The 24,420-nt window shown below is 30.2% G+C and carries 24 protein-coding genes; all 24 read left to right on the top strand.

Annotated elements, in window-relative coordinates:
* The 24 genes from rfbB to rfbA all read left to right on the top strand — a co-directional run bounded on the left by rfbB (position 1) and on the right by rfbA (position 24,372).
* Positions 1-1,047 carry a dTDP-glucose 4,6-dehydratase gene (rfbB, locus tag AABD74_RS01775; RefSeq protein ID WP_406844521.1) on the top strand — a complete coding sequence of 349 codons (1,047 nt, stop codon included), beginning with the start codon at positions 1-3 and terminating at the stop codon, positions 1,045-1,047.
* 49 nt (positions 1,048-1,096) lie between these two features.
* Complete coding sequence (locus AABD74_RS01770; protein ID WP_406844520.1) at positions 1,097-3,505, top strand: SLBB domain-containing protein; 2,409 nt, start codon at positions 1,097-1,099, stop codon at positions 3,503-3,505.
* A 9-nt stretch (positions 3,506-3,514) separates the two neighbouring features.
* On the top strand, positions 3,515-4,576 hold the full coding sequence (locus tag AABD74_RS01765; protein ID WP_406844519.1) for a Wzz/FepE/Etk N-terminal domain-containing protein: 1,062 nt from the start codon (positions 3,515-3,517) through the stop codon (positions 4,574-4,576).
* Entirely contained in the window at positions 4,576-5,544 is a 969-nt protein-coding gene (locus AABD74_RS01760; RefSeq protein ID WP_406844518.1) for an SDR family oxidoreductase, read from the top strand. The genes AABD74_RS01765 and AABD74_RS01760 overlap by 1 nt, the downstream gene beginning before the upstream one ends.
* Positions 5,545-5,595: 51 nt before the next feature.
* Positions 5,596-6,870 carry a nucleotide sugar dehydrogenase gene (locus tag AABD74_RS01755; protein ID WP_406844517.1) on the top strand — a complete coding sequence of 425 codons (1,275 nt, stop codon included), beginning with the start codon at positions 5,596-5,598 and terminating at the stop codon, positions 6,868-6,870.
* An 18-nt stretch (positions 6,871-6,888) separates the two neighbouring features.
* Positions 6,889-7,287 (top strand): sugar 3,4-ketoisomerase, encoded by a 399-nt coding sequence (locus tag AABD74_RS01750; RefSeq protein WP_406844516.1) that lies wholly within the window; start codon positions 6,889-6,891, stop codon positions 7,285-7,287.
* A complete protein-coding gene (locus AABD74_RS01745) occupies positions 7,284-7,706 on the top strand; it encodes a sugar 3,4-ketoisomerase (RefSeq protein ID WP_406844515.1) in 423 nt (140 codons plus the stop codon). The genes AABD74_RS01750 and AABD74_RS01745 overlap by 4 nt, the downstream gene beginning before the upstream one ends.
* The gene (locus AABD74_RS01740) at positions 7,699-8,256 is read left to right on the top strand and encodes an acyltransferase (RefSeq protein WP_406844514.1); all 558 of its coding nucleotides are present in this window, start codon (positions 7,699-7,701) and stop codon (positions 8,254-8,256) included. Before AABD74_RS01745 ends, AABD74_RS01740 begins: the two co-directional genes overlap by 8 nt.
* 20 nt (positions 8,257-8,276) lie before the next feature.
* Positions 8,277-9,380: a DegT/DnrJ/EryC1/StrS family aminotransferase gene (locus tag AABD74_RS01735; RefSeq protein ID WP_406844513.1), complete on the top strand. Its 1,104-nt coding sequence runs from the start codon at positions 8,277-8,279 to the stop codon at positions 9,378-9,380.
* A 64-nt stretch (positions 9,381-9,444) separates the two neighbouring features.
* On the top strand, positions 9,445-9,960 hold the full coding sequence (locus AABD74_RS01730; protein ID WP_406844512.1) for an acyltransferase: 516 nt from the start codon (positions 9,445-9,447) through the stop codon (positions 9,958-9,960).
* Positions 9,961-9,965: 5 nt separating this feature from the next.
* Entirely contained in the window at positions 9,966-11,450 is a 1,485-nt protein-coding gene (locus AABD74_RS01725; RefSeq protein WP_406844511.1) for an O-antigen translocase, read from the top strand.
* A gap of 32 nt (positions 11,451-11,482) precedes the next feature.
* A complete protein-coding gene (locus AABD74_RS01720) occupies positions 11,483-12,718 on the top strand; it encodes a glycosyltransferase family 4 protein (RefSeq protein ID WP_406844510.1) in 1,236 nt (411 codons plus the stop codon).
* Positions 12,719-12,786: 68 nt separating this feature from the next.
* On the top strand, positions 12,787-13,905 hold the full coding sequence (wecB, locus tag AABD74_RS01715; RefSeq protein WP_406844509.1) for a non-hydrolyzing UDP-N-acetylglucosamine 2-epimerase: 1,119 nt from the start codon (positions 12,787-12,789) through the stop codon (positions 13,903-13,905).
* On the top strand, positions 13,906-15,027 hold the full coding sequence (locus AABD74_RS01710; protein WP_406844508.1) for a hypothetical protein: 1,122 nt from the start codon (positions 13,906-13,908) through the stop codon (positions 15,025-15,027).
* Between the two features lie 6 nt (positions 15,028-15,033).
* Positions 15,034-16,149: an EpsG family protein gene (locus AABD74_RS01705; protein ID WP_406844507.1), complete on the top strand. Its 1,116-nt coding sequence runs from the start codon at positions 15,034-15,036 to the stop codon at positions 16,147-16,149.
* Positions 16,150-16,192: 43 nt separating this feature from the next.
* Positions 16,193-17,317: a glycosyltransferase family 4 protein gene (locus AABD74_RS01700; protein ID WP_406844506.1), complete on the top strand. Its 1,125-nt coding sequence runs from the start codon at positions 16,193-16,195 to the stop codon at positions 17,315-17,317.
* Between the two features lie 20 nt (positions 17,318-17,337).
* Entirely contained in the window at positions 17,338-18,462 is a 1,125-nt protein-coding gene (locus AABD74_RS01695) for a right-handed parallel beta-helix repeat-containing protein (RefSeq protein ID WP_406844505.1), read from the top strand.
* A 28-nt stretch (positions 18,463-18,490) separates the two neighbouring features.
* Positions 18,491-19,672, top strand: a complete 1,182-nt coding sequence (locus AABD74_RS01690; RefSeq protein ID WP_406844504.1) for a glycosyltransferase family 4 protein — start codon at positions 18,491-18,493, stop codon at positions 19,670-19,672.
* Complete coding sequence (locus tag AABD74_RS01685; protein WP_406844503.1) at positions 19,660-20,265, top strand: sugar transferase; 606 nt, start codon at positions 19,660-19,662, stop codon at positions 20,263-20,265. The genes AABD74_RS01690 and AABD74_RS01685 overlap by 13 nt, the downstream gene beginning before the upstream one ends.
* A complete protein-coding gene (locus AABD74_RS01680; protein WP_406844502.1) occupies positions 20,252-20,872 on the top strand; it encodes an acetyltransferase in 621 nt (206 codons plus the stop codon). The genes AABD74_RS01685 and AABD74_RS01680 overlap by 14 nt, the downstream gene beginning before the upstream one ends.
* Positions 20,865-22,013, top strand: a complete 1,149-nt coding sequence (locus AABD74_RS01675) for a DegT/DnrJ/EryC1/StrS family aminotransferase (RefSeq protein ID WP_406844501.1) — start codon at positions 20,865-20,867, stop codon at positions 22,011-22,013. Before AABD74_RS01680 ends, AABD74_RS01675 begins: the two co-directional genes overlap by 8 nt.
* 4 nt (positions 22,014-22,017) lie before the next feature.
* On the top strand, positions 22,018-22,566 hold the full coding sequence (rfbC, locus tag AABD74_RS01670) for a dTDP-4-dehydrorhamnose 3,5-epimerase (protein WP_406844500.1): 549 nt from the start codon (positions 22,018-22,020) through the stop codon (positions 22,564-22,566).
* Complete coding sequence (rfbD, locus tag AABD74_RS01665) at positions 22,566-23,417, top strand: dTDP-4-dehydrorhamnose reductase (protein ID WP_406844499.1); 852 nt, start codon at positions 22,566-22,568, stop codon at positions 23,415-23,417. The genes rfbC and rfbD overlap by 1 nt, the downstream gene beginning before the upstream one ends.
* Before the next feature lie 70 nt (positions 23,418-23,487).
* Positions 23,488-24,372 (top strand): glucose-1-phosphate thymidylyltransferase RfbA, encoded by an 885-nt coding sequence (gene rfbA / locus AABD74_RS01660; RefSeq protein WP_406844498.1) that lies wholly within the window; start codon positions 23,488-23,490, stop codon positions 24,370-24,372.
* Positions 24,373-24,420: the final 48 nt, after the last annotated feature.

Raw genomic sequence — 24,420 nt, 5'->3', positions numbered from 1 at the left:
ATGAAAAAAATTCTTATAACTGGCGGGGCTGGTTTTATCGGTTCTCATGTAGTAAGACGTTTCGTGAATAAATATCCAGATTATCAAATTTTTAATTTGGACGCTTTGACTTATGCAGGAAATCTTGAAAATATAAAAGATATTGAAGACAAATCAAATTATACTTTTATAAAAGGAGATATTGTAGAAGAAAATTTTATAAATGGACTTTTCTCAACACATAATTTTGATGGGGTATTACACTTAGCAGCAGAATCACATGTTGATCGTTCTATTGAAGACCCTTTGGCTTTTGTAAAAACAAATGTAATTGGTACAATGAATTTGTTGAATGCGGCAAAAAATCAATGGAAAGGGAATTATGAAGGAAAAAGATTTTACCATATAAGTACAGATGAGGTTTATGGTTCTCTTGGAGCTGATGGTCTTTTTACTGAAACTACTGCGTATGATCCAAATTCACCTTATTCTGCTTCAAAGGCTAGCTCTGATCATTTTGTTAGAGCATATGGAGAAACATACGGATTGCCATACGTTTTAACAAATTGTTCAAATAACTACGGTTCCTATCATTTCCCTGAAAAATTAATTCCTCTTTTTATAAATAATATTATCAATAATAAGCCTTTGCCAGTTTATGGCGATGGGAATTATACTCGTGACTGGTTATTCGTTGAAGATCATGCGATTGCAATTGATTTGGTTTTTCATGAAGGTAAAAATCATGAAACTTATAATATTGGAGGTTTTAATGAATGGAAGAATATCGATTTGGTTAAACTTTTGTGTAATCTAATGGATCAAAAGTTATGCAGAAATGCAGGTACTTCTTTAGGGTTAATTACATATGTAAAAGATAGGCCAGGCCACGATTTGCGTTATGCGATTGATGCGTCAAAAATTAACAAAGAACTTGGATGGAAACCTTCTGTTACTTTTGAAGAAGGTCTAGCTAAAACAATAGATTGGTATCTTGACAATGCAGAATGGTTGCAAAATGTAACTTCAGGGGCATATAAAGATTATTATCAAAAGCAATATTCTTAAAAACAAAGAAACTCTATTTATTCCTAATTTAAGGTTAAATCATAATTGTATGAAAAAAATAACATATGTTCTTGCTCAGCTTTTAATTTTTATAATATCTTCTAACGTGTATGCACAAGACATATTAAAAAGCAAGGATTTAAGTACGATCAAAGTCGATTATTTATCACAAGAGGATCTCACTAAAATTAGTGAACAACTAAAGAGTAATAACATGACTATTGATCAGGCGGAGCCTATGGTTTTATCAAAAGGTATGAGTCAGGACGAATTTGATAAACTAAGGATTAAGTTAAGTACTATGTCTAATTCTTCAACTAATACAAATAATCCATCAAATAAAGATAAAAGTAAAGCTGAATTTGGAAGAAGTCAAGAAAAAATTGTAAATAATAAAGTAAAAGATTCTACAATTGCTCTTATTTTTGGTTCGGAACTTTTTGATAATCCTAATTTAAATTTTGAACCGGATTTGAAGTTAGCGACACCTGTCAATTATATTTTAGGGCCAGGTGATGAACTTCAAGTTAGTATATATGGTGTTCAGGAGTATAATGCAAGTGTTCCGGTTAGTATTGAAGGAAAAATAAGCATTCAATATGTAGGGCAAATTTCTGTTGCTGGAATGCCAATTGAAGCGGCTACTCAAAAAATTAAGGCAGCAATTGCTAAAGTTTATAGTACTGTACGTTCTGGACAATCCCAAGTTAGTGTTAGTCTTAATCAAATCCGTACTATTAAAATTACTGTAGTAGGCGGGAAACAACCAGGAAATTACTCTATATCTTCTTTAGCAACGGTTTATAATGCCTTGCACTTAGCAGGAGGACCAGGAAAAAATGGCAGCTATAGAAACATAGAGCTTATTAGAAATAACAAAGTATTTAGAAATATTGATATTTATAGATTCTTAATAAAAGGGGATCAATCTGATAATGTTAATTTAAAAGATAATGATGTCATTCGGATTCCCGCATATAATCAAAGAGTGAATGTTGAGGGCGAGGTTAAACGTCCAGGGATTTTTGAGATGAAAAAAGGGGAAACTTTTACTGATTTATTAAATTTTGCGTCAGGATTTAATGAGTTAGCTTATACGGCATCTGTTAATGTTGTGCAAAAGACAGGAAGAGAATTCAAGGTGCAAGACATTAACGAAAGTGATTTTAATACTTACATTCCACAATCAGGAGACGTTTTTAGAATAACTAAAATTTTAGATAGATTTGAAAATCGTATTAAAATTGAAGGAGCGGTTTTTAGACCAGATTATTACTCCTTTGTTGAAGGAATGAGAATTTCAGATCTTGTTGCTAGAGCTGAAGGACTTAAAGAAGATGCTTATAGCAAGAGAGCCAGAATAATTCGCTTAAAATCAGACTTAACTACAGAGATTGTAAATGTTGATCTAAATGCTGCACTAACGGGAGATGTTAATGCAGATATTAAGTTAAAAAGAGAAGATGTTATTACAGTTTATTCTATTTTAGATTTTAGAGAAGAATATAAGGTCACTATTGATGGTGAGGTTAAAAAGCCAGGAGTATATGATTATGTGGAGAATATAACTTTAAATGATTTAATCATTCAAGTAGGTGGATTAACAGGTTCTGCATCCAAAAGAATTGAAGTAGCAAGGATGGTTAAGTCAGATGTTATTAACGATAGTGATCCAAAACGTATTGAATTGCTACAGCTTGAAATTTTATCCGATAATAATGAGCAGGCTAAAAACTTCATTTTAAAACCTTTCGATGTTATTAATATTCGAAGAATAGCAATTTATGAAAAACCTAAAATGGTAACTATTTCAGGAGCAGTAGTTTATCCTGGAAAATATGTTTTGGCAAATAAAAAGGAAAAAGTATACGATATAGTTATGAGAGCGGGCGGATTGACTTCTATTTCAAACATTGAAGGTATGAAAATAAAAAGACCAATTAAAAAAGAAGAAATAGAAAAGTTAGAAAGTATTGATTTAAATTTAACTAAGAATGATTCTTTGAAAGAAAAATTAGCTGATATAAAGTTCTCTACTATTCCTATTAATTGGGAAAAAATTGAAAAAAATAAAAATCATTATTCTAATGTTACCTTATTTCCAGGCGATGAAATTGAAGTAGCTGTTTATAATGAAGGAGTAAAAGTAACAGGAAATGTATTGCTTACCTCTGAAATACCTTACAGGAGCGGAAAAAGTTTCAAATATTATATAAATGCTGTCGGGGGAGTTGATAGTAAAGGATGGAAGAAAAAGGCTTACATAATTTATCCAAATGGTAATGCTTCTGTTACAACCTCTTTTCTGTTTTTTAGGTCATATCCAAAAGTAACTCCAGATTCTCAGATCGTTGTGCCGGAAAAACCAGAAACAAAGAAAATGAGTACTGGGGAATGGGTTAGTATAGGGAGTGTTATTACTAGTTTGGCTCTATTAATAGTGACGGCTTTTAAATAGATTAATTTTATGGATACTATAGGAAGTAATAACGAGATGTCGTTAAAAGAATTGGTAGATACAATAAAGAACTGGTTTTTTTTTCTATTAACTCAATGGAAAATCATAATATTTGCAGGACTAATTGGAGGTTGTTTAGGAATTACTTATTCAATTATAAAGAAACCAATCTACAAGGCTAGCCTTTCTTTTGCACTAGAAGATGAAAAAACTGGTGGAAACTTAGGCAATGCATTAGGCTTAGCAACTTCATTAGGTTTAGATATTGGTGGTGAAGGAGGAAGTGTATTTGCTGGAGCTAATTTAACCGAGTTATTAAAATCTCGTAACATGGTTGAACAAACATTATTGAGCCCAATTAAAGTTGATGGTAAGTTAATTTCTTTGGCTGAGATGTACATTCAAAATAATGATTGGAGGGAAAAATGGCAAAATGATGATAAAATTAAATCAATTCAATTTTTGCCTAATGTTGAACGTAAAGGTTTTACTAGAGAACAAGATAGTATATTAGGTAAAATTTATGAAAATTTATCTAAAGAAAGCTTAAATGTAGGTCAAAAAGATAAAAAAGTAGCTATCATTACAATAGATGTTTCATCTAAAAATGAACTATTTGCTAAATATTTTTGTGAAGCATTGGCTAAAGAAGTAGGAAATTTTTATATCGAGACTAAAAGCGAAAAAGCTAGACTTAATATGGATATTCTTGAGAGACAAACGGATTCTATAAGAGGAGAGCTGAATAGTGCAATTACCGGAGTAGCTGTAGCAAATGATAATACTTTTAATCTAAACCCTGCTTTAAATGTGAGAAGAACTCCATCAGCTAGACGGCAAGTAGATATACAGGCTAATACGGCAATATTAACTGAATTGGTAAAGCAGACTGAACTGGCTAAGGTTGCATTGCGTAAGGAAACCCCTTTAATTCAAATAATTGATTCGCCAATACTACCACTATATAAAGAACATATAGGGAAATTAAAAGGATTAATTATTGGTTCTTTTATTGTAGCTTTTTTAACTGTAGCTTTTTTAGTATTTAAAAAAATTATACACACAATTTAATGAAAATTTTAATAACAGGAGGAGCCGGTTTTATAGGCTCAAATTTATGTGAATATTTTTTAGCAAAAAATTATCAGGTAGTTTGTCTTGATAACTTTTCAACAGGACATCACTATAATATAGAACCTTTTTTTTCTAATAAACAATTTTCTTTAATAGAAGGAGATATTAGAAATCTTGATGATTGTAAAATAGCAGTAGAAGGTGTTGACTATGTCTTGCATGAAGCAGCTTTAGGTTCTGTTCCACGATCTATAAATGATCCGATAACAACTAATGATGTGAATGTTAGCGGATTTTTGAATATGTTAGTTGCTTCAAGAGATGCTAAGGTAAAACGTTTTATATATGCTGCAAGCTCATCAACTTATGGAGATTCAGAATCATTGCCAAAAGTTGAAGATAAGATTGGTAATCCACTCTCTCCATATGCAATAACCAAATATGTAAATGAATTGTATGCTAATATTTTTAGTAAAATATACGGATTGGAAACAATAGGATTGCGTTATTTTAATGTTTTTGGTCGTCGCCAAGATCCAAGAGGAGCATATGCAGCAGTAATTCCAAAATTTGTTATGCAATTTATGAATTACGAAAGCCCTTTAATTAATGGAGATGGTAACTACTCCCGGGATTTTACCTATATTGATAATGTAATACAAATGAATGAAAGAGCTATTTTAACAAAAAATAGTGAAGCCATAAATACTGTTTATAATACTGCATTTGGAGATAGAACGACTTTAAATGAGTTAGTATTTATGTTGCGTGATAAGCTTTCAGAATTTGATTCGAAAATAAAAGATGTTGAAATCCTTTATGGACCTATGAGGGCTGGTGATATTCCTCACTCCTTAGCAAGTATAGAAAAGGCTAAAAGATTATTAGAATATAATCCAGAATATTCATTAGATAAGGGACTTAAAGAAGCCGTTAATTGGTATTACAATAATCTAAAAAAATAAACTAATAATAAAATAGTTTCATTTTATTAATTTAAAAGAATAATTACAAATATGAAAAAAATTGCCATTATTGGTTTAGGTTATGTAGGCTTACCGCTAGCAAGATTATTTGCTACGAAATACTCAGTAATTGGATTTGATATTAATAAGAAAAGAGTTGACATTCTAAATGAGGGGCATGATTCTACACTTGAAGTATCTGATGAAATATTGAAAGCTGTTTTAGTTGATAACTCTAATAGTAAATCAGGTCTTTATTGTACTTACGATTTAGAAAATTTGAAAGAATGTAATGTATTTATTATAACCGTTCCTACTCCGGTTGATAGAAATAATAGACCAGACCTAACCCCTCTTTATAAAGCAAGTGAAACTGTGGGTAAAGTTTTAAAAAAGGGTGATATTGTTATCTATGAGTCTACTGTTTATCCAGGCGTTACAGAAGAAGAATGTGTTCCTGTGCTGGAGAGAATTTCTGGACTGATTTTCAATGTAGATTTTTTTGCAGGTTATTCCCCAGAAAGAATCAATCCTGGAGATAAAGAGCACACCGTTGAAAAAATCTTAAAGGTTACTGCAGGTTCTACTCCCGAAATAGGAATTATTGTAGATAACTTATATAAAAGCGTAATTGCAGCAGGTACACATCTCGCTCCAAATATTAAAGTTGCTGAAGCAGCTAAAGTTATTGAGAATTCACAAAGGGATATCAACATTGCTTTTGTAAATGAATTAGCTAAAATATTTAATTTAATGAACATCAATACAAATGATGTACTTGAGGCAGCAGCAACAAAATGGAATTTTTTACATTTTAAACCTGGTTTAGTAGGGGGACATTGCATTGGAGTAGATCCTTATTATCTAGCGCAGCGTGCACAAGAATTCGGTTATCACCCAGAAATTATATTAGCTGGACGAAGACTAAATGACAGTATGGGGGAATATATTGCTTCTCAAATAATTAAATTAATGATTAAAAAAGGAATAGCTATTAAAGGAACAACTTTATTAATGTTGGGTTTAACATTTAAAGAAAACTGTCCTGATATACGTAATACTAAAATTGTTGATGTAATAAAAGTACTAGGAGAATACGGTATTGAAGTAGTGATATATGATCCTTTAGCAAATCCTTTAGAGGTTAAATATGAGTACAATTTAGATGTCTGTTCTAATATACCAGATCAAAAGTTTGATGCAATTGTTTTGGGTGTAGCACACAATGAATTTCTAGATTTAGATTTACCTAATTTTCAAAAAGATTTAAGTGTTATCTACGACGTAAAGAATTTCTTGAGATTAAATGTAGACGCTAAACTTTAATCGTTATTAATAAGTATAATGAAGCCAAAAATCATAAATTTTCCTAAAATTCAAGATCCAAGAGGTAATTTGACATTTATGCAAAATCCTACTCAAATTCCATTCGAAATTGAAAGAGTCTTTTGGACTTATGATGTTCCGGGTGGTGAGATTAGAGGGGGACATGCATATTGTGAACAAGAAGAAATTTTAATAGCTCTAAGCGGAAGTTTTGATGTTATAATAACACAGGAAGATAAAAGTATAGAAAAATTTTCTCTAAATAGAAGCTATTACGGGCTTTATTTACCAGCGAAAACATGGAGGCATATTGAGAATTTTTCGACAAATGCCCTTGCTTTGCATATCTCTAGTAAAAAGTATTTTACGGATGATTATATAAGGGATTTTGAAGTTTTTAAAAATCTATTTAAATGATAAAAAAAATTAGTGTCTTTGAATGCGATCTTTTGCATTTAAGGCAAATAGGAGATCGTAACGGACATATTACTTCAATAAATAATAATCTCGAGATCCCTTTTGATATTAAAAGAATTTTTTATTTATATGACATTCCAGGAGGGGAATCTAGAGGTGCACATGCTCATAAAGAATGCCATCAATTTTTAGTTGCAGCGAGTGGAAGTTTTGAGGTTCTATTAGACGATGGTGTAACAAAAAGACAGGTTTTATTAAATAGACCTGATGTAGGACTACACATACCACCTAGTATTTGGGCTTCTGAAATCAATTTTTCTAGTGGCTCTATTTGTCTGGTGCTGGCCTCTCATGAATATAGTGAAAATGATTATCTGAGAGAATATGATGATTATTTAAAATATGTAGAAAATGTATAAAGTCCATCCATTAGCAGATGTTCAAAGCAAGAATATTGGGGACAATACTACTATTTGGCAGTTTTGTGTAATCTTAGCTAATGCTTCAATTGGCGAAAACTGCAACATAAATTGTAATGTTTTTATCGAAAATGACGTTAAAATTGGTAATAATGTAACGATCAAACCAGGAGTACAGGTTTGGGATGGTGTTTATATTGAAGATAATGTTTTTGTAGGTCCAAATGTAACGTTTACTAATGATTTGGTGCCAAGATCAAAATCATATCCAATAGACTTCTCTAAAACAGTAATTGAAAAAGGAGCATCAATTGGTGCAAACTCAACGGTAATAGCAGGAAATAAAATAGGTTGTTATGCAATGATTGGAGCTGGTAGTGTAGTAACAAAATCGGTTTTACCCTATCATCTTTTTTATGGTAATCCGGCAAAACATGCAGGATATATAACAGAGAAAGGTATTATTTTAGATTTGAACTTAAGAGATGAAGATGGAAATATTTATGTTTTTTTAGATAATAAATTGTCTTTGAAGGAGAGCCTTATATAAGAGACTTAAAATAAAATACTATGATTAAATTTTTAGATTTACAAAAAATAAATCTTACACATCAACAAGAAATTGAAGAAAGATTAATTAATACTTTTCGTAGCGGTTGGTTCCTATTAGGAACAGAAGTTAAAAAATTTGAAGAAAATCTTAAAAAATATACTGGTGTAAATCATGCTATAGGTGTAGCAAATGGTTTGGATGCTTTAAGATTGATTTTTAGAGCATATTTGGAGCTTGGTTTGATGAAAAAAGGAGACGAGGTTTTGGTACCTGCTAATACATATATAGCATCTTTGTTGGCATTATCGGATAATGGTTTAGTTCCGGTATTGGTGGAGCCGGATTTAGATAACTATAATATTGATATTTCAAAAATAGAACCTAAAATTACTTCTAAAACGAAAGCAATTTTGATTGTTCATTTATATGGACAAGTTGTGTTCTCTGAAAAGTTAAATGCTATAGCAAATAAATATAATTTAAAAATTGTTGAAGATAATGCCCAGGCCATTGGTGCCTCATGGAATAAAATTAAGACTGGAAATTTAGGAGATGCAGCAGGATTTAGTTTTTATCCAGGAAAAAACCTTGGAGCTTTAGGTGACGCTGGTGCTGTTACATGTAAGAATGACGATTTGGCCAAAACAATTAGAGCAATTGCAAATTATGGATCAAATTTAAAATACATCAATATATATCAAGGATTAAACAGTAGATTAGATGAAATTCATGCTGCTGTACTAGATGTAAAACTAAAATATATAGATGATGAAAACCAAGTTCGTAGAGAAATTGCAGGAAGATATTTGAAAGAAATTAAAAATGATAAATTAATTCTTCCAATAGAACCCGTAGATAAAACAGAGCATGTATGGCATCTTTTTGTAATCAGAACAAAAGAGAGAGAGTCTTTACAGACATATCTTTCAGAAAATGGAATACAAACTCTCATTCACTATCCTATTCCGCCTCACAAACAAGAAGCATATGAGGATTTGAATCACTTGAATTTGCCAATTACAGAAACTATTCATCAAGAAGTTCTTAGTTTGCCAATTAGTCCTGTAATGACAGCGGAAGAAGTTTCTAAAGTTATTGAGATTATAAATGAATATGTTTAAGAGCATAATTAAAAGAATCCTTTTCCGATCGTTAGTTTACATAAGACAATTGTATTTGTTTAAATTGCCTAATGTTTTTTCAAATACACGAATAGAAATAAAAAAGCTTCCCTTTTTTCAACAGACAACAATTTTAAGAGGGAAAGGAAAAATCTTAATAGGAGAACAGTGTATGTTTGGAACTATTGATGGCGGATTTAATAGAAACGGAACAATTGAATTTCAAGCAAGATATAAAGATGCAACTATTACAATAGGGGATAATGTTGCTACTAATAATAATATATTTATTTGTGCTGCCAATAAAATTGAAATAGGTAATCATACTTTGATAGGGCAAAATGTAACCTTGATGGATTTTGAAGCCCATGGAATTGAGCCATTGAAAAGAAGAGAAGTGGGAGAAGTTGGAGAAATAGTTATTGGTAAAAATGTTTGGATTGGTAATAATGTATTAGTTCTAAAAGATTCACATATTGGGGATAATAGTATAATCGCTGCAGGTGCTGTTGTTAAAGGAAGATTTCCAGAAAATGTAATTATTGGTGGCGTGCCGGCAAAAATTATTAAACATTTATAAGAACTTTGGAAAATAAATCAAATTCATATCAACAAATTTTTAAGGCGACTTCGATTTTAGGAGGTGTACAAGTATTTAATATCATAATTTCTATACTAAGAAGTAAAATTGTCGCTGTTTTTCTTGGTCCGACAGGAATGGGTATTGTTTCTATCTTCACATCCACAATTGGATTAATCGGACAGATTACAAATTTTGGTTTAGGAACTTCGGCTGTTAAAAATATAACTATTGCATCAGAAACAAATGATCAACAAAAATTAGCAAAAACAACATCAGTATTTCGTAAGCTTGTTTGGGTAACTGGCATATTTGGTTTTATTATTGCTTTAGCTCTGTCACCTTATTTAAGTGAAATAGCATTTGGGAATGATAAATATACATTTGCCTTTGTATTACTTTCCATAACACTTCTTTTTACTCAGATAAGTGCTGGCCAAAATGTGATTTTGCAAGGAATGCGCAAAATACAATACATGGCTAAGTCTAGTGCTTTGGGTGCTTTAATTGGACTATTAATATCAATACCCATGTATTATTTTTGGGGAGAAGACGGAATTGTACCTGCAATGATATTAAGTTCAATTAGTATTGTGGTAATTTCATCCTATTTTGTAAAAAAAATTGCAATTCCCAATTTTGTAGTAAATAGTTCTGACTTTAAAACCGAAGGCAAGGATATGTTAAGAATGGGGCTTTTAATAAGTTTTAGCTCAATCATAACTTTGATTGTAGCATATGTTGTCCGAATATATATAAATAAGGTTGGAGGGATAAAAGATGTGGGTTTATTTACTGCTGGTTTTGCGATAATTAATACTTATGTTGGTATGGTCTTTACGGCTATGTCTTCAGATTATTATCCCCGTTTAGCAAGTGTATCAGACGATAATAAAAAGACGAAGCTAATTATAAATGAGCAGGCTGAAATCGCAATACTTATTTTATCGCCTATATTAATTGTTTTTTTAGTTTTTATTCATTGGGGGATTTTATTATTATATTCAAAAGATTTTATTGGTGTCATTCCAATGGTTCACTGGGCTACTTTAGGTATATTTTTTAAAGCTTTAACGTGGTCAATGGGTTATCTTTTTTTGGCAAGAGGAGCTTCTAAAGTCTTTTTTTGGAACGAACTTTGTTCAAATGCCTATGTGTTGATATCTAATTTATTAGGATATTATTATTATGGATTAACGGGATTAGGAATTTCTTTTCTAATAAGTTATTTCGTCTATTTTATACAAGTGTTTTTCATTTGCAAAATATATTATGAATTTGAGTTTAATAAAGCAATTATTAAAATTTTTCTAATTCAATTTCCTTTGGCATTGTTTTCTTTTGTAGCGGTCTATTATTATAATGTATATATAGCTTATTCTGTTGGGGTCTTGATGATTTTAATATCTTGTTGGTTTTCTTGGAATGAATTAAATGGGAGATTAAATATCAAAGCAGCTATTAATAATAAATTTAAAAAGAAGATCTAGATCAAAGCCTAAAAGAGCTAAATATTGAATAAATGGATAGAGAAAAAATTAAAATTGCATTTATTACACCATTGATGATTATAGGTGGTGCAGAAACTTACGTGATTAATAAATGTAAATGGCTCATTGATAACCAATTTGATGTATTAGTGATTTCAGAAGGTGGGGAGAATGTCTCTAATTTACCTCAGGGTACAGTTCATATAAAATTGGAAGGAATAAGTTTACCCCCTTTAGTATTTAAAAATGCTCAATATGATAGCTTTAAACAAAATTTAAAGACAATTTTATTAGATAATAAAATAGATGTTATTGAAGCTCATAATTCATATCCAATTGTTCACGTGGCTTCTCTGTATAAAGAAATTAAAATTCCTTTTTGTGTAAATATATTATCAGAGCTTTCGTACAGACGTAATCCTTTATTAAAAATTATCACTAAGAAAATGAATAGGTATGGTCTATTTTATTCACTAACTCTACAAATGCAGGAGTACATTGAAGGAGTTACTAAACTTAAATTAAATCCCCATATAATACCTATTCCAGTTAAAGCAATTCCAGTCGATAATTCTGTTTCTGATCAAAAATATATTTTATCGGTTAGTAGGTTATCTGAAGATAAAGACTATGTGAAATATTTAATTCAGGATTTCTATGATTTACATAGAAAAAATGAAAGTTTTAAGGAATACAAATTAATTATTGTTGGAGATGGTAATTTATTTAATGAATTAAATCAATTAGCGCTTAGTATAAATACAGAAGCAGGTCAGGAAATCATTCAGTTGAAAGGAACGGTGGTTGGTAAAGATTTAGAAGCCTTGTATCAGAAATGTACAACATTTGTTGGAATGGGAACTACACTTTTACTAGCAGCTTCATGTGCTAAGCCCTCAATAATAGCTGGATTTACTCCAGAGACAAATAAATTTGCGTGGGGTTTTTGGGGTGAAAACAGTTTAGATAAAGATATAATAGTAATAAATTCTCCAAAAGATAGATCTCCAGTTAGCTTTCAATCAGCTATATTAAGTATTACAGAATCAGATTCACGACGCGAGAGTACAGGTAATGCCGCTATTAAAATGTTTAGTGAAAACTACGATTATAATGCGATCATGAACATATGGAAGAATGAATATTATAAAATAATTGAGATTTGTAAAAAAAATAATGAAGCGATAGAAAAGGGATTTTTTAGTTATGAAAGAAAAATTCATTTTTATCGTCTGATCCGTCATTTAGTTAAGTTTTTCAATATATAAATCAGTAACAAGTTTTATTTCTTTGTAGAATCTGGCGTAAAGTAATTTAAAATAGTTGTAATATTATAATGAGAAAAAATTTAATTGTTTTTGGCACAAGGCCAGAGGCTATAAAAATGGCGCCTTTAGTGCAAGAGTTTAAAAAACATTCCAACCTTTTTCAAACTAAGGTCTGCGTAACAGCACAACATCGAGAAATGCTAGATCAAGTTTTAGACTTTTTTGATATTCAGCCAGATTATGATTTAAATTTAATGAAGGCTAATCAAAACTTATATTCTTTAACTGGAGATATAATAATCGGGTTAAAAGAAGTTTTAGAAGATTTTAATCCAGATTATGTTTATGTGCATGGTGATACAACAACAACCATGGCAGCTAGTTTGGCATCGTTTTATTCTGGTGCTAAAATTTGTCATGTGGAAGCGGGTTTGCGTACAAATTTTAAACGCACTCCTTTTCCTGAAGAAATGAATAGACAAATAACAGGAAGAATTGCTGATTATCATTTTGCTCCTACAGAAGATTCTAAATCAAATCTTTTAAAAGAAAATATAGATTATAAAACAATACTGGTAACTGGCAATACAGTTATCGATGCGTTGATCGATAGTTCAAAAAGAGTGGAAGATATTTATAATTCAGAAATTGAAAACTTAAAGGGAATCATAAAAAAAGATGCAAAAACAATTCTTGTGACAGGTCATCGCAGAGAAAATCATGGAGATGGTTTTATTCGAATTTGTGAAGCTTTAAGGGAAATAGCTTTGACCAATCAAGATGTAGAAATCATTTATCCAGTGCACTTAAATCCTAATGTAAAAGGACCTGTTTATGAAATACTATCTGATATTAATAATATTAAACTAATAGAACCTCTAGCTTATCCTGCTTTTGTCTGGCTGATGGATAAATCATATTTAATAATAACCGATAGTGGAGGAGTTCAGGAAGAAGCACCAAGTCTTGGTAAACCAGTATTGGTTATGCGGGAATCTACAGAAAGACCAGAGGCTGTAAAAGCAGGGACAGTTTTACTGGTGGGTACTGATAAAGATCTTATTGTCAAAGAAACTAATAGCTTATTAAAAGATCATGACAGATATCAAAGAATGAGTGTTTTGCATAACCCGTATGGGGATGGAAAAGCTTGCGAACGAATTGTAGACTTCATATCTAATATATAAATGAAAAATATTTTAGTTTATAATCACGATATACAAAAATATCCTCCGATACTTACAGCTATAAAAATATTACTGTCTCTTGGAAAAAAGGTGGTTGTACTTGGATATTGTAGTAATAAAAAAACCATTGTAGATTTAGAAGCTCAAGGAATGGTTTATTATGAAACAATTGTTAATGATACTACAGAAAGCAAAATCACAAAGCTATTTAAGTTATATTCTTACAAAAGAAGTGTTGAAAAAATAGTTAGGGAAGAATATGTAGATAATTCGTTATTGTGGATTTATGGAAACCAAAACATATGGCTTCTTCATAAATTAATTTTACAGTTTAGATCTATATTATATTTATTTGAAACACCACAACTTAAAGTAGATTTAAGATACAAAATATTGAGTCCTACTCTTGATTATGTTAAAACAATGCAGAACGGATGGAAGGTCGTGTGCTGCGAACATAACAGGGCTCATATCACAAAGGCATATTTTAATTTATCTACTTTACCTTTAGTAATTCCTAATAAACCAGATTTTACTCTTTCTGAGCTAAAAGATACTTTGGAGCCAGAAATTGAGATTTTATTGAAAGATAAAAAAGTCATCTTATATCAAGGGATTTTTAATTTTCCTGAAAGAAGATTAGACGAATTATGTGAATCAATACAGTATCTTCCTAATGAATATATAATTTGTATAATGGGCGGACTCGACTTTAATAAACAAAGATTAATTGATAAATACGAATCTGAGAGAATTGTATTCTTACCTTTTATTTCAGCGCCTAAGCATCTTGAAATAACTAAAAGAGCTCATCTTGGGTTTTTAAGCTATTTTCCAACTCAGGGAGCAATTGAAAATGTTATAAATACATTATATTGTGCTCCCAACAAGATTTATGAATATTCCTCATTTGGCATTCCTATGATTTCTAATGACATTCCGGGACTTTCACTTTTATTTGAAAAATATAATTCCGGTAGAGTTGTATCTGATTTTAGTCCAAAAGGAATGGCGAAAGTTGTTTTAGAAATTGAAAAAAAGTATGTGGAAATTAGTATGGGAGCGTATGAGTTGTATAATTCCGTAGATATTAAGTCTTTGTTCGAAGAAGCAATAAAATAAACTTTAATGGATTTTTTTAGTTTTCCATATCTTATTTTAATTCTAGTTTATGTTGTAATATATTTTAATGAAAATAGATCTAAGCAAGAAAATAATAGACATATTAGGCTTCTTTGTGCTTTCATTTTTTTCATTTTTTTTGGGTTTAGAGGATATGTTGGAAGTGATTGGTTCAATTATGAGTATTATTATTCTGAAACAACACTAAATGAATGGACTGTAGTGGATTACGAAATAGGTTTCTCCTTTTTGGCAAAACTCTTTCATGATTTGGGACTTACTTATAATATGTTTGTTTTATTTATTACTTTAATTCAAACATTTCTCTGGAATAGGTTTTTAAAGATAAATTCTAGTCAAACAGCATTGTCTTACATTGTCTTAATTAGTATATTCCCGTTACTAATACTTGACCTGTTACGAAATTTCACATCCATTCTTATAGCGGTACAGGCAATAGAATTTGTCAAGAAGAATCAAAAAATTAAAGCGGCTATAATAATTTTATGCTCCACTTTATTTCATGCAACAGGAGTATTTTTATTATTTATTATTTTTATAAATGCAAATTACTTTAAAGGATGGCTCCTGATAACTTTATTATTTTTTGGAATTGTGGTATACATTCTCCAGATTAATTTTTTTAATACGATTGTAGATTTTGCAGGGAGTATTATAGGAGGAAGAATGCAGTATTTGGCAAGTACTATTACAGAATCTGATAAAACTTATGGTTTAAGATTTGGAATTTTAGAAAAATTATTTATTGTATTGTTACTACTCATTAATTACAAAAGAATCGTTTCTAATAAATTAATTGCCCCTATATATTTTAACAGTTTTTTCTTTTACTGTTTTATATTGTTATACTGTAGTACCTCGGAAACACTTATTAATAGGTTTTCATTATTGTTTTTTTGGGCCTATGTTATGATAGTTTGCGATTTAAAAATTTTGATAAGGAATAGGAATATTACTGTAGTAGTAATCTTTATATGTTTTTTAAAAACATTTATAACTTTTAATAGAGACATATATAGATATTCAAATAATTTGTTTACAGAAGATTCCTATTATGAAAGAAAATTGATTAGAGAAGAAGCTTACGAAAATAGAGAATAAAAATTCTTGGTCTAAGAAGATTAATTATAAAAAAATAAATATAATGAAGATAGCTATTAATTGTATATATTATGAAGCTGGCGGTGGTATCAAAGAATATATTCATAATCTGGTTAAAGAGTTGGTAAACTTAAAATCGGATATAGATTTTATCTTTTACATTACAGAAAAATCTGAATCCGAATTTGTTGAATTGACTAAAGGTATTGGGAAAATTAAGTACTTCCCTTTTAAATCAAACAAAAAAATTACCAGAGCTTTATTTCAAAAGTATTTTTGGAAGAAAGAGGAGAGAGAAGAAGGATTTGATATTTTTCACTCTGCTTTCTTCCATTCTCCAAAATTTAAAAAAGCGAAAGTTGTATTAACGGTACATGATCTTAGATTTTTGAATTTTCCAAAATCTTATGAATTTAAGAGATATATATACTTAAAGTATGCGGTAAAAAAATCTATAGAGGCGGCAGATAAAATAATAACAATTTCAGAATTTACAAAAGATGAAGTTATTAAGTTTTATAAAATTAAAGAGGAGAAGATTAAAGCAATTCATGAGGCAGTAGATCCTGAATCCTTTAAATTAGAAGATACTTCCTCGGCCAGGGTTATAAAAAATAATCTTATAACGAGTATGAATTACATGATTTCGGTAGGGCATTTAGAACCTCGTAAAAATTATGTACGATTAATACAGGCTTATTCTTTATTGCCAGAGAAAATAAGAAATGAGTATAAGTTGATCATAGTTGGTAAAAAAAATTATGACTACGAGGATATTTTGCTAGAAATTGAGAAAACTTTAGGAGTGCTTTATCTTGATTTTATTTCAAGAGAAGATTTAATTTGGTTATATGCAAATTGTAAGCTTCACCTTTTTTCATCTTATTATGAAGGTTTTGGCTTTCCATCACTTGAGGCAGGTCTGTTTAGTAAACCAACAGTAGGTGCTAATCAAAGCTGTATATCAGAAATTTCTGGCAGTGGAGGTGTATATTTTGACCCATTCTCAGTAGTAGATATAAAAAACAAAATGGAAAAAGTTTTATCTAATGATGAGCTTTATATGCAACTGTCGAAGAATGCACTATTAAATACCAAAAAGTTTTCTTGGAAAATCAATGCGTTAGAAACATGTCAAGTGTATAGTTCGCTTAATAATTTGATTTAGATAGTTAAAATAGTTTTGTTATGAAAAATATAGTTTTAATAATATTCTTCTTCTTTGCTAGTTCATGTAACTCTCAAAATAGTAAATTTAGTTATAAAAATGTTAATCGAAAATTAGTGTATAAAGTCGATGTAAAAAAAGAGATCGCTAGAAAACAATTTATAAATGCATTAGCGTATCTGCCTAAAAATTATCTAAAAGATGGAACAGTAGATTATACGGAATGTATACAAAAAGCTATAGATGAGAATAGGAATATTATTTTACCTAATTTTCCTATACTAATTTCGGAAAAAGGATTATCATTAAAAAGTAACTCAAATATTTATTTTGATTCAAAATCTAAATTAATTATTGCTTCCAATTCACTACCAAAGTATCAAATTCTTGATGTTAGAAATCTAGAAAATGTTGTAATTTATAATCCAAGATTAGTTGGTGATAAAATGAAGCATAAAGGAGTTGATGGAGAATGGGGAATGGGAATAAATATTTTATCCTCTAAAAATATAACGATTTATAATCCTGAAATATCAAATTGCTGGGGAGATGGAATTTATATTGGTGTACTATCAAGAGATCCTGAAAATATAGTAATTAAAGGAGGATTATTGGATAATAATAGACGTAATGGGATATCAATTATAAGTGGGAAGAATATAAATGTATCTAATATTGTTGTTTCGAATACAAATGGAACCTTGCCAATGGCTGGTATTGATGTTGAACCTAATGAAAACAAGAATGTTTTAGAAAAAATTAATTTAACGAATATCAACACATTCAATAACGGAGACGCGGGTATTGCATTAATTCTTTTAAATATGATTGGAAAACAATTTCATGAAGTTGATGTTAATATCAATTTTCATAGAGATTATTTTTCTAAATACGCAGTTATAATGGGAGGATCTAAGACAGGTTATAAATATCCCGAAGGAATCAAACCACTGGGCGGGGCAATAAAGATCAAAAATTCTCAATGGAATGATAATTCTGATAAAGTTTCGATAGCTGCAGATTTCAAATATATGACAAAATATCATTTTTCTAATTTGAAAGTAAGAACTAATGGAAAAGATGATTTAGAAGAAACTGAGAATAGAAAGAAAAAAATAAAAGAACGAGGTTTTTTTGTTGATTAATAAAATCTCAATATAAAGTATTTCAAGAATGAATAATACAGTATTATCAAAAAAGAAACTTATTCGTGTCACAACTATTCCTTTGTCATTAAAAACACTACTGAAAGGTCAATTATCATTTATGAATTCTTTCTATCACGTAATAGGAATATCTTCTGGAGGTAGAGAACTTGACGAGGTAAAATTATATGAAAAAATAGAAGTATTACCCGTTGAAATGACAAGGAAAATATCTCCTGTAAATGATTTAGTGTCTCTATATCGGCTATATAAAGTTTTTAAAAGAGAAGATCCTTATATAGTTCATTCCCACACTCCTAAAGCTGGCATAGTAGCCATGCTGGCAGCTAAACTTGCAAAAGTGCCTCATAGATTACATACAGTGGCAGGACTTCCTCTTATGGAAGCTTCAGGAAATAAAAGGAAGTTGCTAAATCTAGTCGAGAAAATAACATATAACTGTGCAACAAATGTATATCCAAATTCAGAAGGATTATATGATTTTATAGTAGAGAATAAATTTGCAGATAAAACAAAATTAAAAGTTTTAGCTAACGGAAGTTCAAACGGAATTAATACCAATTATTTTGATTCAAATTTAATTTCATTAGAACAAAAAGCTCTGCTGGCTCAACATTTAAATATTAGCCCAACAGATTTCGTTTTTATTTTTGTTGGAAGACTTGTTGCAGATAAAGGTATTAATGAACTAATTAAATCTTTTAATGCAATTAGTGAAAATTATAATAATGTTAAACTAATTCTAGTTGGTTCCTTTGAAGAAGAATTAGATCCATTGAATTCAGATACTCTTCAAATTATTAATGAGAATTCAAATATTCTTTTAGTTGGTTTTCAACAAGATGTCCGTGCTTACTTTGCTATTAGTGATTGTTTGGTTTTTCCCAGCTACCGAGAAGGTTTTCCAAATGTTGTTATGCAGGCAGGAGCAATGGGATTGTCATCGATTGTTTCTGATATAAATGGCTGTAATGAAATTATTGAAGATGGAATCAATGGAATAATTGTGCCTGTTAAAAATACTGAAAAGTTATATGACAGTATGCAAAGGATAATTAATGATTCAGAGTTGAATAATATCTTAAGAAAAAAATCTAGAGAAATGATTGTATCTCGCTATGATCAAAAAGTAATATGGAATGCTATTCTAGAGGAATATAAAAAATTAGAAAATTTATGTATAAAATAGTTTTTAAACCTGTAGTTGACTTTTTAACTGCGCTTGTTGGTTTTCTAATTCTTAGTCCTGTCTTTTTTATAGTAACAATTGGCTTATATTTTGCTAATCAAGGAAAACCATTTTTTTTTCAAAGCCGTCCAGGCAAAAATGGTAAGATTTTTAAAATAATTAAATTTAGAACCATGAATGATAAGAAAGATTCTCAAGGACAATTATTATGTGATGCGGAGCGATTAACGAAGATTGGGCAATTTATTAGAAAAACATCTTTAGATGAGATACCTCAATTATTAAATGTTCTAAAAGGAGATATGAGTATGGTTGGACCTCGCCCATTATTGCCTGAATACTTACCATTGTATAGCGATTTTCAAAAACAACGGCATGATGTAAAACCAGGAATTACTGGCTGGGCACAAGTAAATGGTAGAAATGCGATTTCATGGCAGGATAAATTTATATTCGACGTTTGGTATGTAAAAAATATATCATTAATATTAGATTTAAAAATTATTGTGAGAACTTTAAAGAAAGTACTTGTAAGTGAGGGAATTAATGCATCAAATGTTGCAACTATAGATCGTTTTGATGGAAAATGTTAGATATTTATATGGAGCAAGTGGTCATTGCAAAGTAATTATTGAGATATTAAAAAGTACCAATCATAAAGTAGGAGGAATTCTAGATGACGATCCAAAAGACAATTTTCTTATGGATATTCCTGTAATTGAATTTTCGAAAACGGAGATTTTGTCATCGGATAACATTATTATTTCGATAGGAAATAATGAAATTAGAAAAAAAATTGCTTCGAACATTAATGCTGACTTTGCTATTGCAATTCATAGTAAATCAATCATATCTGAAAGTGCAAAAATTGATAAAGGTTCTGTCGTTATGGCAGGAGTTGTTATAAATGCCTTTGCAACTATAGGAAAGCATTCTATCATTAATTCGGGTTCAATAATAGAACACGATTGCGAGATAGCGGATTATTGTCATATTTCTCCTAATGTTTCTTTGGCAGGAAACGTAACAATAGGAGAAGGGACCCATGTGGGTATCGGCGCTTGTATTATACAAGGTATTAAAATTGGAAAATGGACAACTATAGGTGCTGGATCGGTAATAATCGATGATGTGCCAGATTTTGCTGTTGTTGTTGGTAATCCGGGCAAAATAATAAAATATAATCACAAAAATGAATAATTCAAAAATATGGTTGTCATCTCCACACATGGGAGGGACAGAAGAAAAATATGTGCAAGAAGCTTTTGATACAAATTGGATCGCTCCATTAGGACCAAATGTAAACGGTTTCGAAAAAGATTTAGAAGCATATCTGGGATCAGGTGTTCAAGTAGGTGCATTAAGTTCAGGAACAGCAGCTATTCATTTAGGACTGATTCTATTAGGGGTTAAAGCTGGCGATGAAATTATTTGTCAGAGTATGACTTTTTCAGCATCTGCAAATCCAATTATGTATTTAGGGGCAACCCCTGTTTTTGTTGATAGCGAAAGTGATACATGGAATTTATGCCCAATCTCATTAGAAAACGCTATTATTGATAGAATTTCGAAAGGAAAAATGCCAAAAGCGATAATTGCAGTCCATCTTTATGGAATGCCTTATAAAGTTGATGAGATTAATAATGTTGCTACGAAGTATAATATTCCTGTTCTTGAAGATAGTGCAGAAGCATTAGGAAGTTATTTTAAAAATAAGAAATGTGGAACTTTTGGTGAAATAGGAGTTCTTTCTTTTAATGGAAATAAAATCATTACAACATCTGGAGGTGGAGCAATTGTAACAAAAAAAATAGAGGTAAAAGAAAAAGCAGTTTTTCTTTCTACTCAGGCTAGAGATAATGCGCCTCATTACCAACACAGTGAAATAGGATATAATTATAGAATGAGCAATATTTGTGCAGGGATTGGTCGTGGACAAATGGAAATTTTGGACGATCATATACAACTTCGTAGAAATATGAATAATTTTTATGTTGATTACTTTAAGAATATTGAAGGGGTTGAGGTTCTTACAGAACCAAATGATGATTATTTTTCAAATCATTGGTTGTCTGCCATTACAATAAATCCAGCAGAAACTAATGGAAAGACAAGAGAAGATTTAAGAGTTGCATTTGAAGCAGATAATATTGAAAGCAGACCGCTTTGGAAACCAATGCATTTACAGCCTGTTTTTGAACAATATCCATATTATGGTAAAAAAGTGTCTGAAGAATTATTTAAAAATGGATTGTGTCTGCCTTCTGGGTCAAATTTAAGTGATGAAGATCGAAAAAGAATACAGGCGGTTTTAGATTTTTTTTTTAATATGAAATCCTAATTAAATGAAAATTGAGAAAACATTTATTGAAGGTTTACTTATTGTCGAACCTATTATATTAGGAGATGAAAGAGGTTATTTTTTTGAATCATACAGTAAAACTAAATTTCTAGACTTAGGTATTGAAATTGATTTCATTCAGGATAATCAATCTTTTTCACGATATGGAACCTTGAGAGGTTTGCATTATCAAAATCCGCCATTTGCTCAAACTAAACTAGTTCGTGTTTTACAAGGGGGAATTGTAGATATTGTAGTAGATTTGAGAAAAGAATCACTTACTTACGGTAAAACATTCAGTTTTTTATTATCAGCAGAAAATAAAAAACAATTATTAATACCACAAGGTTGTGCACATGGTTTTTCAGTTATAAGTGAAACTGCTTCTGTTATGTATAAATGTGACCAGATTTATAATAAAGCTTCTGAAGGAGGTATTAAATTTGATGATCCTTCATTAAATATTGATTGGAGGATAGATTTAAATGAAGTTATTATTTCAGAGAAAGATCAAACTCTTCCTTTCATTGACGAATGTAATAGTTTATTTTAATGAAGAAAATACTTGTAACAGGTTCTAATGGACAACTAGGCTCTGAATTATACGTTTTATCTTTAAAATATTTAAAGTACAACTGGATTTTTGCAGATAGAACTAAAGTTACATTAGATGATGCTGAGTTACTTAAAGCTCAACTTAATGAAATTCAGCCAGATATTATTCTAAATTGCGGAGCATACACAGCAGTAGATAAAGCGGAAAGTGAAAAAAAATTAGCTTTTGCCGTTAACCATTTAGGAGTTAAATTAATCGCAAAATATGCTGAAGATAATAATGTAAAACTAATACACATTTCTACAGATTATGTATTTGACGGATCTTCTTCTTCAGCTTTAGACGAAGAAGCCATAACAAATCCTATTAACATATATGGTGAAAGTAAAAGAGCAGGAGAAGTATCTTGTATTAAAGAAAACCCAAATTCAATTATAATTAGAACTTCTTGGGTTTATAGCAATTTTGGTAATAATTTCGTCAAGACAATGCAGAGATTGATGCAAGAGAGAGATGAAATTAATGTTGTTAATGATCAAGAAGGATCACCTACGTATGCGGCTGATTTAGCGCAGGCAATTATTGATATTGTTGAATCTAAAAAATGGATACCTGGAATTTATAATTATTCAAACGAAGGTAAAGTAACTTGGTATGAATTTGCATTAGTAATAAGAGAATTTGGCAATTATAAATGTAAAGTTTATGGAATACCATCATCATCTTATCCAACTTTGGCAAAACGACCAAGATTCTCATTATTAAGTAAAATAAAGATAAAACGAATTTATAATGTAGATGTTCCTAATTATAAAGATAGTTTAGAAAAAATGTTTACTATAGTTTGATCTTAAGATTTGTTCATATGTCTTGTAGTTGATGAATAACAAGTTTTAAATCTGAAAAACCCAAAATATTATGAAAGGAATAATTTTAGCTGGAGGTTCGGGTACCCGTTTACATCCCCTGACACTTGCAGTAAGTAAGCAGATGATGCCGGTTTATGATAAACCAATGATTTATTATCCGTTATCTACATTGATGATGGTAGGAATTAATGAAATATTAATTATTTCAACGCCACATGATCTGCCAAATTTTGAAAAATTATTAGGAGATGGTTCTAATTTTGGGTGTAAATTTAGTTATGCAGAACAAGCAATTCCCAATGGTTTAGCGCAAGCCTTTATTATTGGAGAAGATTTTATCGGAAATGATGATGTTGCATTAATTTTAGGGGACAATATATTCTTTGGAGCTACAATGCAGGAATTATTAAAATCTAATATCAAACCAGATGGGGGAGTTGTTTTTGCTTATCATGTTTCAGACCCTGAACGGTATGGTGTTGTTGAATTTGATGAAAACCTAAATGCAGTTAGTATAGAAGAAAAACCAGAAAATCCAAAATCAAATTTTGCAGTTCCGGGGTTATATTTTTATGATAATTCTGTCGTTGAAATTGCTAAAAATATAGAACCAAGTGCAAGAGGAGAATATGAAATAACTGATGTCAATAAAATCTATTTAGAAAAAGGATCCTTAAAAGTAGGTGTTTTAGGCAGAGGTACCGCCTGGCTAGATACCGGAACTTTTAACAGCCTTATGCAGGCAGGGCAGTTTGTTCAGGTTCTTGAGGAAAGACAGGGTTTAAAAGTTGGCTGTATTGAAGAAGTAGCATGGAGACAAAGGTTTATTGATGATAAACAATTGGAGAGTTTGGCTTTGCCATTGATTAAATCAGGTTATGGGGCATATTTGATGGAACTTTTAAAACAAAAGAAGAACGGAGTTAAAATTTAATTTTAAATAATTAATAAATTTATAATTCTTTAATTTGTATTTTTGTAA

The organism is Flavobacterium soyae, from assembly GCF_045348165.1.
GTDB classification, from domain to species: Bacteria; Bacteroidota; Bacteroidia; order Flavobacteriales; family Flavobacteriaceae; genus Flavobacterium; species Flavobacterium soyae.
Note: the sequence above shows the minus strand (reverse complement) of the source record. Positions and strands in the feature narration are given on the sequence as shown.